General features: G+C 67.1%; 14 protein-coding genes. 7 read left to right on the top strand and 7 right to left on the bottom strand.

From position 1 onward, the window contains the following. From LDO27_RS22090 to LDO27_RS22100, 3 genes are all read right to left on the bottom strand, one after another. A partial coding sequence (locus tag LDO27_RS22090) for a response regulator (RefSeq protein ID WP_224044008.1) occupies positions 1-387 on the bottom strand: 387 nt, incomplete at its 3' end. 195 nt (positions 388-582) lie between these two features. Further along, on the bottom strand, positions 583-3330 hold the full coding sequence (metH, locus tag LDO27_RS22095) for a methionine synthase (RefSeq protein WP_224044009.1): 2748 nt from the start codon (positions 3328-3330) through the stop codon (positions 583-585). Positions 3331-3362: 32 nt separating this feature from the next. After that, on the bottom strand, positions 3363-4490 hold the full coding sequence (locus LDO27_RS22100) for a homocysteine S-methyltransferase family protein (RefSeq protein ID WP_222202815.1): 1128 nt from the start codon (positions 4488-4490) through the stop codon (positions 3363-3365). A gap of 130 nt (positions 4491-4620) precedes the next feature. Between LDO27_RS22100 and LDO27_RS22105 the strand changes: the two genes are divergently transcribed. After that, the gene (locus LDO27_RS22105; RefSeq protein ID WP_222202816.1) at positions 4621-5013 is read left to right on the top strand and encodes a rhodanese-like domain-containing protein; all 393 of its coding nucleotides are present in this window, start codon (positions 4621-4623) and stop codon (positions 5011-5013) included. A gap of 80 nt (positions 5014-5093) precedes the next feature. Here the strand turns inward: LDO27_RS22105 and LDO27_RS22110 are convergent, their stop codons facing one another. From LDO27_RS22110 to LDO27_RS22125, 4 genes are all read right to left on the bottom strand, one after another. Then, positions 5094-5351 carry a BTH_I0359 family protein gene (locus tag LDO27_RS22110; protein ID WP_222202817.1) on the bottom strand — a complete coding sequence of 86 codons (258 nt, stop codon included), beginning with the start codon at positions 5349-5351 and terminating at the stop codon, positions 5094-5096. A gap of 230 nt (positions 5352-5581) precedes the next feature. Next, positions 5582-6424, bottom strand: a complete 843-nt coding sequence (gene pcaD, locus LDO27_RS22115; RefSeq protein WP_224044010.1) for a 3-oxoadipate enol-lactonase — start codon at positions 6422-6424, stop codon at positions 5582-5584. 41 nt (positions 6425-6465) lie between these two features. Next, positions 6466-7524 (bottom strand): DUF3108 domain-containing protein, encoded by a 1059-nt coding sequence (locus LDO27_RS22120; protein WP_224044013.1) that lies wholly within the window; start codon positions 7522-7524, stop codon positions 6466-6468. Next, positions 7484-8317: an IclR family transcriptional regulator gene (locus LDO27_RS22125; RefSeq protein ID WP_222202820.1), complete on the bottom strand. Its 834-nt coding sequence runs from the start codon at positions 8315-8317 to the stop codon at positions 7484-7486. Before LDO27_RS22125 ends, LDO27_RS22120 begins: the two co-directional genes overlap by 41 nt. Positions 8318-8524: 207 nt before the next feature. Between LDO27_RS22125 and LDO27_RS22130 the strand changes: the two genes are divergently transcribed. From LDO27_RS22130 to LDO27_RS22155, 6 genes are all read left to right on the top strand, one after another. Next, complete coding sequence (locus tag LDO27_RS22130) at positions 8525-9508, top strand: fumarylacetoacetate hydrolase family protein (RefSeq protein WP_224044015.1); 984 nt, start codon at positions 8525-8527, stop codon at positions 9506-9508. A gap of 176 nt (positions 9509-9684) precedes the next feature. Continuing rightward, positions 9685-10536 carry an enoyl-CoA hydratase/isomerase family protein gene (locus LDO27_RS22135; protein ID WP_222202822.1) on the top strand — a complete coding sequence of 284 codons (852 nt, stop codon included), beginning with the start codon at positions 9685-9687 and terminating at the stop codon, positions 10534-10536. A gap of 109 nt (positions 10537-10645) precedes the next feature. Continuing rightward, complete coding sequence (locus tag LDO27_RS22140; protein ID WP_224044017.1) at positions 10646-11524, top strand: PhaM family polyhydroxyalkanoate granule multifunctional regulatory protein; 879 nt, start codon at positions 10646-10648, stop codon at positions 11522-11524. Between the two features lie 236 nt (positions 11525-11760). After that, positions 11761-12624: a ferritin family protein gene (locus tag LDO27_RS22145; RefSeq protein WP_222202824.1), complete on the top strand. Its 864-nt coding sequence runs from the start codon at positions 11761-11763 to the stop codon at positions 12622-12624. 179 nt (positions 12625-12803) lie between these two features. After that, positions 12804-15713 (top strand): hypothetical protein, encoded by a 2910-nt coding sequence (locus tag LDO27_RS22150; RefSeq protein ID WP_224044018.1) that lies wholly within the window; start codon positions 12804-12806, stop codon positions 15711-15713. A gap of 56 nt (positions 15714-15769) precedes the next feature. After that, complete coding sequence (locus LDO27_RS22155; RefSeq protein ID WP_224044020.1) at positions 15770-16852, top strand: hypothetical protein; 1083 nt, start codon at positions 15770-15772, stop codon at positions 16850-16852. Positions 16853-16886: the final 34 nt, after the last annotated feature.

The raw sequence follows: 16886 nt of genomic DNA on the forward strand, positions 1-16886 counted from the left end.
CTTGGTCAGGTAGCCGGACGCGCCAGCGCGGATCAGGTTGATCGCGTACTGGTCCTCCGGGTAGGTGGACAGGATCAGCACGGGCAGGTCGGGGTAGCGTTGGCGGATCAGGTTGATCGCGTACTGGTCCTCCGGGTAGGTGGACAGGATCAGCACGGGCAGGTCGGGGTAGCGTTGGCGGATCAGCTTCAGCACGTCGATGCCGTTGCGGTCCGGCATCGAGATGTCGAGCACCACCACGTCGAACTCGCTCTCGCGCAGCCGCGTCATGACTTCGTCGCCGCTGGCGGCTTCGCCCTCGACGCGGATATCGGGCTCGTCGGAAATAAACTGGCGCAGACCGGCGCGGACGATCTGATGATCGTCGGCGATCAAAACGCGAATCATGGAGTTCTCCCTGTCGGTGGGGTGTCGCCCCGGACGCCGGGACAGCGTGTGCTGCGGACTGAAGCATTGTAGTCCTTACAAGTCGCACGGACTGTCGGTGTCAGGCTGACACCAGAACGTCAAACCCGCATGAAAAAAAGGGACGGCCGAGCCGTCCCTTTTGCTTTGCGCGCCGCCGCCGGGCGGGCCGGGTGCCTACAGATTCGGCGCCAGCGCCCGCTCCAGTTCGCGCCGCTCCTCGCCGCGGCGTGCCACCATGTCGTCCAGCTGGTCCTGCCCGATCTTGCCGACGCTGAAGTAGGTCGCGTCCGGGTGCGACAGATAGAAACCGCTGACCGAGGCCGCCGGCGTCATGGCCAGCGCATCGGTCAGCGCCATGCCGATCTCGCCGGCGTTCAGCACCTCGAACATCGGCCGCTTGACGGTGTGCTCCGGGCAGGCCGGGTAGCCGGGCGCCGGTCGGATGCCGCGGTACGACTCGGCGATGAGCTCGTCGTTGGACAGCGCCTCGTCCGCCGCATAGCCCCACAGGTCCGTGCGCACCCGCCGGTGCAGGCATTCGGCGAAGGCCTCGGCGAAGCGGTCGGCCAGCGCCTTGAGCATGATGGCGCTGTAGTCGTCATGGTCCGCCTCGAACTGCGCCTCCTTCTTCTCGACGCCGAGCCCGGCCGTCACGGCGAACAGCCCGACATAGTCCGCGATGCCGCTGTCCTTGGGCGCAACGAAGTCGGCCAGGCAGCGGTTGGGCCGCATCACGCCGTCGATCACCGCGCGCTCGCTCTGCTGGCGCAGGTTGTGCCAGGTCAGCGCGACTTCGCTGCGCGTCTCGTCGGTGTAGATCTCGATATCGTCGTCGTTGACCGTATTGGCAGGCAGCAGTGCGATCACGCCGTTGGCGGTCAGCCAGCGGCCCTGGATGATGCGCGAGAGCATCGCCTTGCCGTCCGAGAACACCCGGCGCGCCGACTCCCCGACGATCTCGTCGTTGAGGATCGCCGGAAACTTGCCGGCCAGGTCCCACGTCTGGAAGAACGGCGCCCAGTCGATATAGTCGGCCAGCTCGGCCAGATCGTAGTTGCGGAACACGCGCCGGCCGACGAACCGGGGCTTGGGCGGCACGTAGCCAGACCAGTCGACCGGCGTCTTGTTGGCGCGCGCCTTGGCCAGCGACACCATCGGCGTAGCCTTCTTGCTGGCGTGCTGGTGGCGGATGCGCTCGTAGTCCGTCTTCAGCTCGTCCAGGTAGCGCGCCGCGCCCTCGTCCGACAGCAGGCTGGAAGCCACGCTGACCGAACGGGAGGCGTCCGGCACGTAGACCACCGGGCCCTCGTAGTTCGGCGCGATCTTGACCGCGGTATGCACGCGCGAGGTGGTCGCGCCGCCGATCAGCAGCGGAATCTTCTTGATGCGGAAATAGTCGTCGCGCTGCATCTCGGCGGCCACATAGGCCATCTCCTCCAGCGACGGCGTGATCAGGCCCGACAGCCCGACGATGTCCGCGCCCTCGACCTTGGCCTTGGCCAGGATCTCGTTGCACGGGACCATCACACCCATGTTGACCACTTCGAAGTTGTTGCACTGGAGCACCACCGACACGATGTTCTTGCCGATGTCGTGCACGTCGCCCTTGACGGTGGCGATCACGATCTTGCCGCGCGAGCGGACCTCGCCGCCCGCCTCGACCAGCAGCCGCTTCTCCTCCTCGATGAAGGGCAGCAGATGGGCCACGGCCTGCTTCATCACGCGGGCGCTCTTGACCACCTGCGGCAGGAACATCTTGCCCGCGCCGAACAGGTCGCCGACCACGTTCATGCCGTCCATCAGCGGGCCTTCGATGACCTCGATGGGCCGGCCGCCGCGCGCGGCGATCTGCTGGCGCGCTTCTTCCGTGTCCTCGACGATAAAGGTCGTGATGCCGTGGACCAGCGCGTGCGCGAGGCGGTCCGCGACCGGCACCGGTGCCTCCGGCGTGCCGCGCCACTGCAGGTTTTCCTCCCGCTTCGCGCCGCCGCCCTTGAAGCGGTCGGCGATCTCCAGCAGCCGGTCGGTCGAATCGGCCCGGCGGTTCAGCACCACGTCTTCCACGCGCTCGCGCAGCTCGGGGTCGAGCTGATCGTAGACGCCGAGCTGCCCGGCATTGACGATGCCCATGTCCATGCCGGCCTTGATGGCGTGGTACAGGAACACCGTATGGATGGCCTCGCGGACCACGTCGTTGCCGCGGAACGAGAACGACACGTTCGACACGCCGCCGCTGACCTTGGCGTACGGCAGGTTCTGCTTGATCCAGCGCGTGGCCTCGATGAAGTCCACCGCGTAGTTGTTGTGTTCCTCGATGCCGGTGGCCACCGCGAAGATGTTCGGATCGAAGATGATGTCCTCGGGCGGAAAACCGACCTCGTTGACCAGCACGTCATAGCTGCGCTTGCAGATCTCGGTCTTGCGCGCGTAGGTATCGGCCTGGCCCTGCTCGTCGAAGGCCATCACCACGGCGGCCGCGCCATAGCGGCGGATCAGCGCGGCATGGTGGCGGAACTGCTCCTCGCCTTCCTTGAGCGAAATGGAGTTGACCACCGCCTTGCCCTGCACGCATTGCAGCCCGGCCTCGATCACTTCCCACTTCGAGGAATCGATCATGATCGGCACGCGCGCGATATCGGGCTCGGAGGCGATCAGGTTCAGGAAGCGAACCATCGCGGCCTTCGAGTCCAGCATGGCCTCGTCCATGTTGATGTCGATGATCTGCGCGCCGTTCTCGACCTGCTGGCGCGCGACCGCCAGCGCCTCGTCGAACTGGCCGTTCAGGATCATCCGCGCGAAGGCTTTCGAGCCGGTCACGTTGGTGCGTTCGCCGACGTTGACGAACAGCGTGCCCTCGTCGATGGAAAACGGCTCGAGGCCGGCAAGGCGCATCGGGCGCGGGGCAAGGGTAGCGGTGGTCATGGCGGATTCTGTGTCTTGGGGCGCGGGGCGATTCATGCGGCGGCGGGGCTGTCGCCGCCAGCGTCCGGGTCGCGGTACTGGCCCGGCCAGGCGCGCGGCTTGCGGCTGGCCACGCGCTGAGCGATCGCCGCGATATGTTCTGGCGTGGTGCCGCAGCAGCCGCCAACCAGGTTGACCAGCCCCGACGCCGCGAACTCGTCGACCAGCGACGAGGTGACATCGGGCGTTTCGTCGAAGCCGGTGTCGCTCATCGGGTTGGGCAGGCCGGCGTTCGGGTAGCACGAGATCGCCGCGTCGCAGACCTTGGCCAGCTCGGCCACATAGGGACGCATCAGCGCGGCGCCCAGCGCGCAGTTCAGGCCGAAGGTAATCGGGCTGGCGTGGCGCAGGCTGTTCCAGAACGCCTCCACGGTCTGGCCCGACAGGATGCGGCCGGAGGCGTCGGTGACGGTGCCGGAGATCATGACCGGCAGGCGTTCGCCCGTGTCCTCGAAGAGCTGGTCGATGGCGAACAGCGCGGCCTTGGCGTTCAGCGTGTCGAAGATGGTCTCGACGAGGAACACGTCCGCGCCGCCTTCCATCAGCCCCTTGCCCTGCTCGTAGTAGGACTGGCGCAATTCCTCGAAGGTCACGTTGCGCGCGCCCGGGTCGTTGACGTCGGGGGAGATGCTCGCCGTCTTGGGCGTGGGCCCGAAGGCGCCGGCGACGAAGCGGGGCTTGTCCGCCGTGCTGTACTTGTCGCAGGCCGCGCGGGCCAGGCGCGCGGCCTCCACGTTCATCTCGTAGGCCAGATCGGCCATCTTGTAGTCTTCCTGCGCCACGCGGGTGGCGCCGAAGGTATTGGTCTCGATCAGGTCGGCCCCGGCGGCCAGGTATTGCTCGTGGATCTCGCTGATGACGGCCGGGCGGGTCAGCACCAGCAATTCGTTGTTGCCCTTGACGTCGACGTGGTGGTCGGCGAAGCGCTCGCCCCGGTAGTCGGCCTCGCCCAGCTTGTAGCGCTGGATCATGGTGCCCATCGCGCCGTCCAGGATCAGGATGCGCTCGCGCAGCAGCCGCGGCAGGACCGCGGCCCGGGTATAGGGTCGCGCATAGGGCCGCGCATCGGGGCGCGGACTTGGCGCGGCGGGGCGGGAGGCGGAACTCGGGGCGGCGCTCATGGCAAAGGCTCGTTACGGGGAAAAGACAGCGATTTTAGCAGTTGGCCCCGCCGGACGCGGGGCGGCGGCTTGCGGCGCAAGGGCCGGCGCGCCTACACTCGGGCCATCCTCCTGCCCCAGGCGCCACGCCATGCGACACCTCACTCCCGCCGACGCCCAGGCGCTCCTTGCCGATGCCCCCGACGCGCTGTTCGTCGACTGCCGCAGCGAAATGGAATATCTGTTTGTCGGCCACCCCAAGGGCGCGCACAACGTGCCCTGGAACGACGGACCGGACTGGGAGGTCAACCCGCATTTCGTGCAGGCGGTGAAAAAGCTGGCCGGGCACGCATCCGCCCGTCCCGTGCTGCTGATCTGCCGCAGCGGCAACCGCTCCAACGCGGCCGCCCAGGCGCTGGAAGGCGCGGGCTTTACCAATGTGTACAACGTGCTGCATGGCTTCGAGGGCGATCTGGATGCGCAGCGCCATCGCAATACCGTCAACGGCTGGCGGCACGACGGCATGCCCTGGGAGCAATATTGAAGCCGCGATCGGTCGCGGTTGAAAAAAACGCCCGCGAAGCGGGCGTCGTTCTTTATGGATAGCGGCAAGACCGCGGCGGCTCAGTGCATGACCAGGGGATGCGTCATCACGGTGTCGAACTTCGCAAGAAAGTCATCCACCTCCTCCACCGACGGTTCGCTCTCGATCAGACGTTTCACGTCGGCGCGGAAATGCTCGGCCAGTTCTCCGCCGAGAAAGATCTCGCGCTTCAGATTCTTGTCCACGATCTCGTAGCCGCCGGAAGCGAGAGGTGCATGCTCGACGTCGGCACCGAATTCCACGATGCAATAGTTGTCGCTGTTGTAGATCATCTGCATGGCAAACCTCCTGGCTGTCATGGGTCAAGCGGAAGTGGTTTGTTGATTGTTGCTCGACCGGATAAAAAGCGGTCTTCTTCCGCAAATTCACCTCTAAGCTGAGGGTGACTGCAGCGATTTCAAGCCATGCCAGGCTTCGGAACGACTCGGATTCGGTGCGCCCTCCACAGATTGGGCACTTCTATGGCGTGCAAGTTCTGGGCCCAGCGGAGAAAAGCGCCGGCCAATTATTACGGCGTATCACACTGCGTGCCGCAAGCGGCGCGCCCCAGGAATCCGTCGAGGATCTCCCCGAAACGGGCGGGCTGCTCCACCGGCGGCAGGTGGGCGGCCTCGGGGACGATCTCCAGCCGCGCCCCGGGAATGGCGCTGGCGATCGCCTCGGCCTCGGCCACGGGGGTGCCCTGGTCCTGCTCGCCCACCACCACCAGCGTGGGGCAATGGATGCGGCCGATCGCCTGGTCCAGGTCGTATTCGAGAATGGCCAGGCACGCGCCGACGTAGCCGTGGACCGGCGTGGCGAGCACCATGCGGCGGATGCGCTCGACCTCGTCCGGATGGCTGGCGCGCCAGGGAGCGGTCAGCCAGCGCTGCAGGGCGCCGTCCACCACGCCTGCCATGCCGTGCGCTTCCGCATGGCCGATCCGCTCGTGCCACATCGGATGCGCCTCCATCGGCGTGCGGCGCGTGGTGTCGGCCAGCGTCAGCGACAGCAGGCGTTCGGGATGGCGCACGCCCAGCGTCTGGCCGATCATGCCGCCCAGCGACAGTCCGACGAAATGCGCCTGCGGCACTTCGAGCGCATCCATCAGCGCGACCACATCGTCGGCCAGCCGGGTCATCGTGTACGGACCGACAGGCGCGCCGCTCTTGCCGTGCCCGCGGATGTCATAGCGCAGCACGCGATAGCGGCCGGCCAGGTGCGCGGCGGTGGCATCCCACAGCGTGTGGTCGGCGCCGAGCGCGTGGGACAGGATCACCCAGGGGCCGTCGGCCCCGTCGATGCGGACTTGCAGCTCGATGTCGCCGACGGAAATCCGGCGCGTTTCGAAGGGGGGCAGATTGCTGGTCATGACGGCTCCTGACGGGAAGACGTGAATGGGACCGCGACGCGCTAGCCGCCGCGCAGTATCAGGTCGATCTGCGTGCCATCGGGTTCGGTCTGGCGCAGCTTGACCGGCATCCAGCCCACCGCCTCGGCCAGCCAGACCTCGACCCGGCGGTGGTCGTCGGCGCGGCGCGGCAACCGGATGAAATGCCGGGCGCGCACGAAGCCGTTGCCGGTATCGACCTCTTCTTCCCCGACATACTGCACGCGCATCGGTTCCAGGTCACGCGTATCGGCCACCTGAAACGTTTCGGTGACGCCCGGCGTGGCATAGCGCTGCGGGTTGCCGCGCACCAGTCCCACCAGTTGCAGGAACACGCTGAAGCGGTCCTGCACGCCCTCGGGCAGCGGCTCCTGCCGTCCGGCCGCCTCGAAGACCAGGGTGCGCGCCGCGCGATCGAAGCGCACCGCCTGCTTGCGCTTGCGCCGCTCCTCCTCGTAGCGCTCGGGCGCGAGACCGCGCTCATCCAGCGCGCCCTCGCTGCGAAAGGCGAAGCGGAACCAGAGCATGCGCATTTCGACGGACAGCCGGTAGCGGCCGCCGCCCTGCTCCCACTGGATATTGCCGTCCGGGTTCTGCACGCCGTTGACGAAGCTGGCGTAGCGCAGCGTCGTGGACGGCGGCGCGGCGTAGCGCAGCGCGGGTGCGGCCGGCTCCTGCGGGGCGCCTGCCGCAGGCGCCGCGGGCGGTCCGGGCGGGGCGGCCGGCGCCGTGCCCTCGCCGCCGCTGCCGGCGGCCGTGGTGGTATCGCCGCCTTCGGAGGTGGCGAGCGGCGGCGCGGCGTCGGGTTCGGGCGCCGGCGCGGGAGGGGCCGGCCTCGTGGCCTTGGGCGGCGGCCGGGGCCGGGGCGGCGGCACGGCGACCGGCTGCGGCGGCACGAGGATGGCCTCCAGCACCGGCAGGTCCGGGGCGAGGGGCAGCGCAGGGCCGGGCATGCGCACGAGGCCGACCCAGACCAGCAGATGGGCGCCCACCACGAGCGCGATCGCCACCGCCCAGCGCAGGCGGCGCCCGGTCTTGCCTTCAGGAGTGGCCGGCGTCTCCGGCCGGCGTTTGCCCGCCAAGGTATCCAAGTTCCGTCGAGATCTGTTGCGCGATGGCGCGCACGCGGCGGTCCACCGCGCCGCCCCATTCTGCATCGAACACGCTCTGGGCGCCGAGCACGATCAATGCCATCGCCACATGGCCGTTGGCATCGAACACCGGCATCGAGATCGCGTTGATACCGGGCAGCACCCCGCCGCGGATGCGCGCCGCGCCGTGCGCACGCACGTCCGCGCAGACGGCATCGTAGTCGGCCAAGGTGCGGGGCAGGTCGGGCACCTCGTCCTGCTGGCGTTCCCGCAGCTCGCGCTCGATCAGCGGCAGCGTCTGGCGGCGCGGCAGATAGGCGCCGAACAGGCGGCCGGTGGCCGAATTGAGCATGGGCATGACATCGCCCAGGCGCAGGCTGACGGTCACGGGATGGCTCGACTCTTCCCAGTGCACGATGGTGGGGCCATGGTTGCCCCATACCGCGATGCCCGCCGTCTGGTCGATTTCGTCCCGCAGTTGCGACAGGATGGGCCGCGCCTTCTTCACGGGGTCCAGCCGGTTCAGCCCCGCCAGGCCCAGCTGCAGCGCGAACGGCCCGAGATCGTAGCGCCCGCCCACGGGGTCTTGGGCGACCACGCCCAGGCGCTGGAAGCTGACCAGATAGCGGTGCGCCTTGGCCGGATTCATGTCGGCGGCGGCCGCCAGATCGCGCAGCATCATCGCGCGCGGCGAGGCGGCGAGCGCCTGCAACAGCTTGAAGCCTACCTCGATGGACTGGATGCCGGAGCGCAGCCTGGAGTCGTCGTCGTCTGGTTCTGTCATGCGGGGTCTTTCGGTTGGCGCGGCCCGGGCCGGCGTGGCCGGGAGCGGCGGGACCAATTTACTATAGCGAAATGAATTTACCAATTTTTAAGCCCCGCGCGCTTCGTCCGGCGGCCCCACCGCGAAAATGCGGCGCCGCATCACGGGTAGACTAGCGGCCTACCAGCGCCGGCGCGCCGCCGGCCCCGTCATGACGCAGGAACATCGATGAAACTCGCCACCCTCAAGGACGGCTCCCGCGACGGCCAGCTCGTGGTCGTGTCGCGCGACCTGAAGACCGCGCACTACGCCACCGACATCGCCGGCAAGCTGCAGACCGTGCTGGACGACTGGTCCTTCTACGCGCCCCAGCTGCAGGACCTGTACGACGCGCTCAACGCCGGCCGCGCGCGCCACCCCTTCGCGTTCGATCCGAAGCACTGCATGGCGCCGCTGCCGCGCGCGTACCAGTGGGCCGACGGCTCGGCCTACGTCAACCACGTCGAACTGGTGCGCAAGGCGCGCGGCGCCGAGATGCCGCCCGAGTTCTGGACCGACCCGCTGATGTACCAGGGCGGCTCCGACGACTTCATCGGCCCGCAGGACGATATCGTCTGCGCCAGCGAGAGCTACGGCATCGACTTCGAGGGCGAGGTGGCGGTTATCACGGGCGACGTGCGCATGGGGGCGACGCCGGAGCAGGCCGCGGAGAGCATCCGGCTGGTGGTGCTCGTCAACGATGTCTCGCTGCGCAATCTGATTCCCGCCGAACTGTCCAAGGGCTTCGGCTTCTTCCAGAGCAAGCCGGCCACCGCCTTCTCGCCGGTTGCCGTGACCCCCGACGAACTGGGCGACGCCTGGCGCGATCGCAAGGTGCATCTGCCGCTGTCGATCTGGTGGAACAGCAAGAAGGTCGGCACGCCGGACTGCGGCACCGACATGGTGTTCGACTTCGGCCAGTTGATCGCCCATCTGTGCAAGACGCGCAATGCGCGCGCCGGCAGCATCGTCGGCTCGGGAACCATCTCCAACGTGGATCGCGGCAAGGGATACGCCTGCATCGCAGAGAAGCGGACGCTGGAGACGATCGACGGCGGCAAGCCGGTCACCGAATTCATGAAGTACGGCGACGCGGTCCGGATCGAGATGCTGGACGCGCAGGGGCGCAGCATCTTCGGCGCCATCGACCAGGTGGTGGCCCCGCCGGCGTAAGTCCAGGCACGGGACGCCGCGTTGGGGGAAACACGGCGTTGAGGCGGCCCGGGGATTGCATATAATTTGCCGACCGATCGGTCGGCGAAAGCAGTCGCCGGTCCGATTCCCGCGCCGTGCCGCTAGGCCCGGTCCCACTACGCCGTCGACCGAACTGGCTCGCGCCAGCCCCTCCGATGACCGCCACGCCTGCCTCCGCACCGTCCCCCTCCCCGTCGTCCCCGCTCTCGCCGCGCTATGCGCGCTACAGCGCGCTGACCCTGCGCCAGCACGGGCCCATCCTCGAAATCGTCATGGGCGCCGCGCAGTCGGCCAACCAGAAACTCGCCACCGCGGATGCCAACATGCATCGCGAACTGGCGGAAATCTGGCGCGACGTCTCTGCCGACCCCGACGTGCGCGTCGCGCTGATCCGCGGCGAGGGCAAGGGCTTCTCCGCGGGAGGCGACCTGGCGCTGGTCGAGGAAATGTCCAACGACTTCGCCACCCGCACGCGCGTCTGGCACGAGGCGCGCGACCTCGTCTACAACCTCGTCAACTGCGACAAGCCCGTGGTGTCCGCCATGCACGGGCCGGCGGTCGGCGCGGGCCTGGTGGCGGGACTGCTCGCCGATATCTCGATCGCCGCGCGCACCGCCCGCATCGTCGATGGCCATACCCGGCTGGGCGTGGCGGCCGGCGACCACGCCGCCATCGTGTGGCCGCTGCTGTGCGGGATGGCGAAGGCCAAGTACTATCTGATGCTATGCGAGTCGGTCAGCGGCGAAGAGGCCGAGCGCATCGGCCTGGTATCGCTGGCGGTGGACGAGGGCGAGCTGGTCGGCAAGGCCTTCGAGGTCGCCAACCGGCTGGCCGCCGGATCGCAAAGCGCAATCCGCTGGACCAAGTACGCGCTGAACAACTGGCTGCGGATGGCGGGCCCCGCCTTCGATACCTCGCTGGCGCTCGAATTCATGGGCTTCGCCGGGCCGGATGTGCACGAGGGCATGGCGAGCCTGCGGGAAAAGCGGCCGCCGCGCTTCGACTGACGGCGAAGTAGCGGCGACAGGCGCAGGACCGCAGCATGGCTGGCACAAGCAGTCAGGCAGACAGACCCACGGCCGCGCATCCGCGCGCCACGGCACCGGAGGCGACACCATGTTTGGACAGATTCCCGATTTCAACGACGGCTTCGAGTTCCTGCGCAAGATGTGGGGCAACGCCGCGGGCATGCCCGCCGGCCTGATGCCAGGGCTCTCGTCGATGACCCCGCCGATGGACCTGGAGGAAGTGGACAGGCGCATCCAGGAACTGAAGACGGTGGAGAGCTGGCTGCAGTTGAACACCAACCTGCTGCGCACCACCATCCAGGGCCTGGAGGTGCAGCGCGCCACGCTGGTCGCGCTCAAGACCTTCGGCAACGCGCTGTCTCCGGAAGCCATGCAGAGCGCGATGGAAAACGTGGCGCGCGCGGCCAACGCGCCGAGCGCCTCGCCGCCCCGCCGGGACACCCGCCCGGAGCCGGCGCAGCCGTCGGCGGCGGGCCACGATCCCGACGCCGACAATAACGAGGAGGACGAGGAAGAACCCATTCCGGGCCAGCCCCCGTTCGAGCCCTCGTCTGCCGGGGAGGCGGCCGGTGCCGGCGCCACCGCGGGCGCCTCCGCCGCGCCCGAACCGGCCGCCCATGCCAACCTGTGGTGGGACATGGTCCAGCAGCAGTTCAACCAGATCGCGAGTACCGCCGCGGCCGCCAGCCTCGCGTCGCTTGGCAACATGGGCGGCTTCGGCGTACCCGGCGGCGGCGCGACGGAGGCGCCAGTCCCGTCGGGAACCGGCCCGACGGGGCAGCCGGCGGCCAAGCGCGCGCCCGCGAAGAAGGCGGCCGGCGCGAAGGCCGGCGCGAAAGGCGCCAACAACGGCAGCGCCAACGGCCGCAGCGGCAAGGCAGGCGCCAAGTCCGCCGGTACGGCGGGCAACGAGGGCGCCGGGAAAGGCCGCGCCAGGCGCGCAGGCCCGGACGGCGGCAAAAGCTGATTCCGCCGCGCCCTCGCAGGGCAGACCCGGCGCGGCGGGGCAAGCTCCGCTTGCGTGGCTTTTGCCGCCGGTAAAGTCGGGTCGGACTCACCGGACGCACGATATTGCGGGCAAGGGACGGATAAGCGCCGAACCTTTGCGCCGCGACGGGTTCTCACTTCTTTGGGGCGATTGGAAAAGCCCTATAAGAATGACTCGCATCTGGTAGAATCCGCCAGTAATTTCAAAGGCTTACCATGCTCTACCCCGAACTGTTCAAATCGCTGGAAGCGGTGCGCTGGCACATGGACAAGGACATCCCCTGGGATTCCTTCGACGCCAGCCTGCTCACCGACGACCAGGCCAAGACCATCCGCATGAATGCCATCACCGAGTGGTCCGCATTGCCGGCCACCGAGATGTTCCTGCGCGACAACCGCCACGATTCCGACTTTTCGGCATTCATGAGCATCTGGTTCTTCGAGGAGCAGAAACACTCGCTGGTATTGATGGAATACCTGCGCCGCTTCCGCCCCGACCTGGTGCCGACCGAAGAGGAACTGCACGCGGTGCGCTTCGAATTCGATCCTGCGCCGCCGCTCGAAACGCTGATGCTCCATTTCTGCGGGGAGATCCGCCTGAACCACTGGTATCGCCGTGCCGCCGAATGGCACACCGAACCGGTGATCAAGCATATCTACCGCACGCTGTCGCAGGACGAAGCCCGCCATGGCGGCGCCTACCTGCGCTACATGAAGAAGTACCTGAACCAGTTCGGCGACAGCGCGCGCTCGGCATTCGCCAAGATCGGCGTGCTGATGGCCTCGGCGCGCCGCACCGAGAAGCCGCTGCACCCGACCAACCTGCACGTGAACAAGTCGCTGTTCCCGAACGACACCGTGCAGTCCCGCCTGCCGGATCCGGACTGGCTCGAGCACTGGCTCGATACGCAGATCCGCTTCGACGAGGGCTGGGAGAAGAAGGTGATCGAGCGCATCCTGCACAATATGTCGCTGCTGTTCGAGCGGACCTTCGAAACCGTGCAGGACCTGAACCGGTATCGCAAGGAACTGAACGCGCGGCTGCAGGCGGCCGGCGGTGCGCAACCGGCGGAGATCTGAGCCGGCGCCAACCCGCCCCAACGCAGTACCCACGAACCCCATCCCCCGGATGGGGTTTTTTGTTTTTCTGGCCCCGCAACGCCCCCCGGCCACCAAGCCGGTGGGGAGCGACCAAAGTCGAAAGAGCGCATGCGAAATCCGGAGCGATCGGCGCCGAAGACGGCTACAAAGCAGTCTCCTTGTTCGCCAGACTGCCTGCGCGACGAGGTTCGTTCCGCGCCGCCACCATCCGGATTGCCATGCCAGTACCTCCCGCTTCGCTCACCCCCACTTCCCTTGCGCTGACCAAGCGCGTGTACGACGTCGGCCCGGTCGACAAGCCGCGATACGAGCGCGCGCAAAATCTGATTCATCTGATACTGACCAACAAGGTGCCCAAGGACGAGGCGGCGCCCCGCTCTCTGGTCATCCGCCTCCATGAGGCGCTGCAGAAAGTCGTCGACCTGTTCAAGCTGTTCGTCGGCCGCCATCATCCGGATGCCCCCGATCGCAACACCATCGCGAATTGCGTGGCGTCGTTGAACTGGCGCGACCTGGCCTACCTGCACGAATGGCTCACCTACAACGAGCGGCCTCTGGCTGCGATGCTGGATCGAAACACGACGGCCGTCGCGGCGGACTTCACGCTGCTGCGGCAGTGCGTCGACGAAGAGTGGGTCGCACGGGACGCGCAGTTGCATACGGCCCCCTATTCCCAGGACCGATTCCAGGCCGCGCTCCGTGAGGCGCTCTACAAGATCGACGGCCGGGCACAAGCGGTCTGCGACCGCGAAGCGGCCGCCACCGACCTGAGAAGCGCGCTGACGGAGCTGACCCGACACGCCGGCGGCGGCAAGGGTCTGAGCGACGCGGAAAAGGCGCAATACCACGACACCATCAAGGCCACGCTCGCAGAGTTCGACAAGCCGGCGCTGCGCCGGATCACGGACTGGTTCGATGGTCGCGACCTGGGCAACGCGGGCCCGGCGGCCCGCGAATTGCTGGACATCGAAACGTGGCTGCGCACCTATATGGCAAGTCCGGAGTCATTGCGCGCCGACCGGCTCCGGCTCAATGCGGGCTTCTTCAAACAACAGCATCGCTGCCTGCAAGCCATCGCCGCCGGCATCGCATCGCCGGACGGTGCGCCGTTCCCGACAGCGCTTCCCAAACACCTGCTTCATTCACTGACGCCGGCCGAGCAAGACCAGCTGCATCTCGTCATCGACGCATATGGCAAGGCGTTCTCGCCCGTCGTGCGTCGCGAGATGCCGCAGTTGGTGCGCGGCCTTGCCAACGCGTTGGTTGCCGAACACGACATGCTGGCGCGCGGGGCGGAACGCGGCGAGCTGTCGCCCTCCGCCGTTGGCCATATCCATGACGTCGTTCACGACGCCGTGGCAGCGATGAAGGCGGAAGGCTACCGACAGGGCGCTGCCTCCGTGCGCTATGTCGAGAGGCATCTGACCCGGGAAGGCGTCGATCACCTCAGGGCCGGACTTGCGAGCGAGCATCCCGCCGAGAAGCAGGCGGCGCAGTCGAAGCTTGCCTTGCTGGTCCGGCATATGCGCTTGCTGTCCGAGCTGCAACGTGTGCCGGCTCTGGGGGGCAGGGCCGATCCGGGCAACATCCAGTTCGGCAGCGAGACGCGAATGGCCTACGTGGGGCTGCTCGCGAGCGTCGGGCCGTTGCTTGGGGCCGATGCGTTGCGTCAGCTTGGCGAATGCGATCTCTTCGGATCGGGCACCGACGCGGTGGAAGCCAGCGGGCAGATGGCCCGCGCCATCGAACTGTGCATTGCGAGCAGCGTCGATGCCAACGGCTTCACCGCGTGCTTCAAGGACCTGGTCGAAGCCGGCGTGGCGCTCACCGCGCAGGCCTTCGTGACCGACGCGGCGCCGGAAGACGCCGCTGACAGCAGGAATGTCGCGGTCTACGCCCGCTTGGCGGACACGATCGGCATGGCGCTCGAACCAGTACTTGACGGCCTGGCGCCGGACGCGCTTTCGGCGCTATACGCCAACCTGCGCAATCCGGTGTACGACGCCGTCACGGACGAGCTGACGCAGTCGGCCATCAAGCTCTCCCCTAAGCAGTCGATCGACCCCAAGACCGGCGCGCCCGTGACGATCAATGGACCGTTGCAAGGGGCGTCGCCCAGCGCCGTTGGCGGTATCACCGGAGCGCTCGTTGCAACATGTCAATGCTTCGACGCGCTTCGTGAGAGTGTTCGGGAAAGGTGCGGCGCGCAGGAGATAGCCGCGCCGGTCCCGGAAGACGCCCAGTTGGAGGCAGCCGCCGTTGTCCGTCGGGCGTACGGGATCGACACCGAGAGAACCACCGACGCAAGCGCCGCCATCGATGGCCTGACGTTCGTATTCATCGATCCGGATTCCGGTCGGCCCTATCGGGCTATCGTCAACTATGGCGAGATGACGCCGGAGCGCGTCGACGAGATGTGGGAGCGGCAGGCGAAGACGTTTTTCGACGTGCTGGATCCGGCTCGACGCGAACAATTGCATGTCGATGTGAATGGCCAGCTCATCCTTTTCGAGGTCGACGAGCAGATGCCGAAGGACTTCAACCGCGGCCCTTATTTCCTCGACGGTATCGAGTACGGCAGCGCCAGAACCGATGAAACACTGGCGGTGACGCTGCCGGCGTTCGTCGGCAAGTTGGCTAACCGGCTGGACAATGATCCCCAGTGGGTGCTTTCGGTCAGCAGGCTGGCATCGCAGATGACGCAGTCTGCCCCCCAGACCCTCATCGAACGCCCAATCGGAAATCCGGTTCTGGGCATGCTCGGACCCGGTTACTTCAGCGACCGCCATGGCACCCCCTCGGCCTACCACATCACGCGACAAGGAGACGAGGCACTGGTCGTGGCCACATGGAAAAAGACCGACTTCGGACGCTTCGTATCGACTCCGGACGAGAACGGCGACCCTTTAGACACCCGATGCGCATACGACATACTGGGGTCGCACAGCTTTATCGAGTTCAGCACTGCGCTGGTTGCACGAAAGGACGGCACTGGCGCATTTTCCCGGGACGTGCCATGCACGGTAGCCATGGTGCTGGCTTTCGACCCTCACAGCCGACCGGCATAGGAACTCCAGCGGGCGTCGTACAGGCCGGCGGGATCCACTTTCATCGGGAGCGCAAGATGAAGCAATGTGTTTCTGTGAACGCCTATGGGACGCGTGTCAGCCGCAGCGATATCAAGCGGGCAGCGCACGGTTCGGACAAACCGACCGCCCGGCCAATCGCGAGCCGCGACGGTCCCGCCGGGCCGCTTGCCAAGGGCGCCAGGTGTCATGCAGGCCGGACACCGAAGCAGGCAGGTGTCGGCCTGGAGACCGTACTCGCCGCGTTGCCCCCGCGCCAGATCAAGAAGATTTTCTGCACCGACGGTAAATCGCTGCGGGCGCTCAGCGTGACATCGACCGCGATGTCGTCGCTGTTGCGAGCCGATTATTTCTGGACCCACGTACCTTCCCCCAATACTCCGAAAACCATGATGCAGCTTGCCGAACTGGGAGTGGACAAAGACATGGTCGAACGCATACCCGTTCGCATGATCATGGCGCTGGCCAATGCCTACCTGTCGGGCCAGTGCTCCCGGCGGCAGTGCAGATACGCGCTCAAGCTCCTGGCGCAGCCGCGGCCCCTCCGCCCCGGCGACGATGACCTGGCGCAGATGGGCCTGTCCGAAGCATCACGCCTTATCGAGGGACGCAGATTCCTGCTCGACGAGTGGGCGGTCATCGGGCTGATGAATGGCATCATCGATGTGCACGACTTCGCCTACATCCGACCTGGGATTGGCATCGCGTTTCCCGAATTCTGGGCGCGGCGCTTTCCCGCCATGCGCAAGGAGTCGCCGTTTGCACTGATACCGCAGGACTTGCGCTACATCGGCGTCTATACGCCCGCAGCAATCGACTTGATGCGCGTCGGTCTGCTCCGCGACCGACCCGTCACGCTCGATGGGCCCTGCCGGACCAATGTGCTTGATGTGGCGGAAACCCTCGGCGTCTATACGGGACGAATGCACTACCTGCTGGGCATCGTGGCCGCGCGCGCGGCGGGCAGAAGCCCCGGGCCGCTGGGTGGAGACGCGAGCAATGAGGCGTTGAACCTGTCCTTCCAGGCCGCGTTCGGCATCGCCGTGGAACCGGCCGAAGGCGGGAACCGCGCCGCCGCGCCTGCCGCGCCGCGCCATCGGGAATTCTGTCATCTCGTCTGAGCGATGCGCCGCCCCGGCGGCGTAGTCGCCTAAA

The sequence above is a fragment of the Cupriavidus respiraculi genome, from assembly GCF_914271545.1.
GTDB classification, from domain to species: Bacteria; Pseudomonadota; Gammaproteobacteria; order Burkholderiales; family Burkholderiaceae; genus Cupriavidus; species Cupriavidus respiraculi.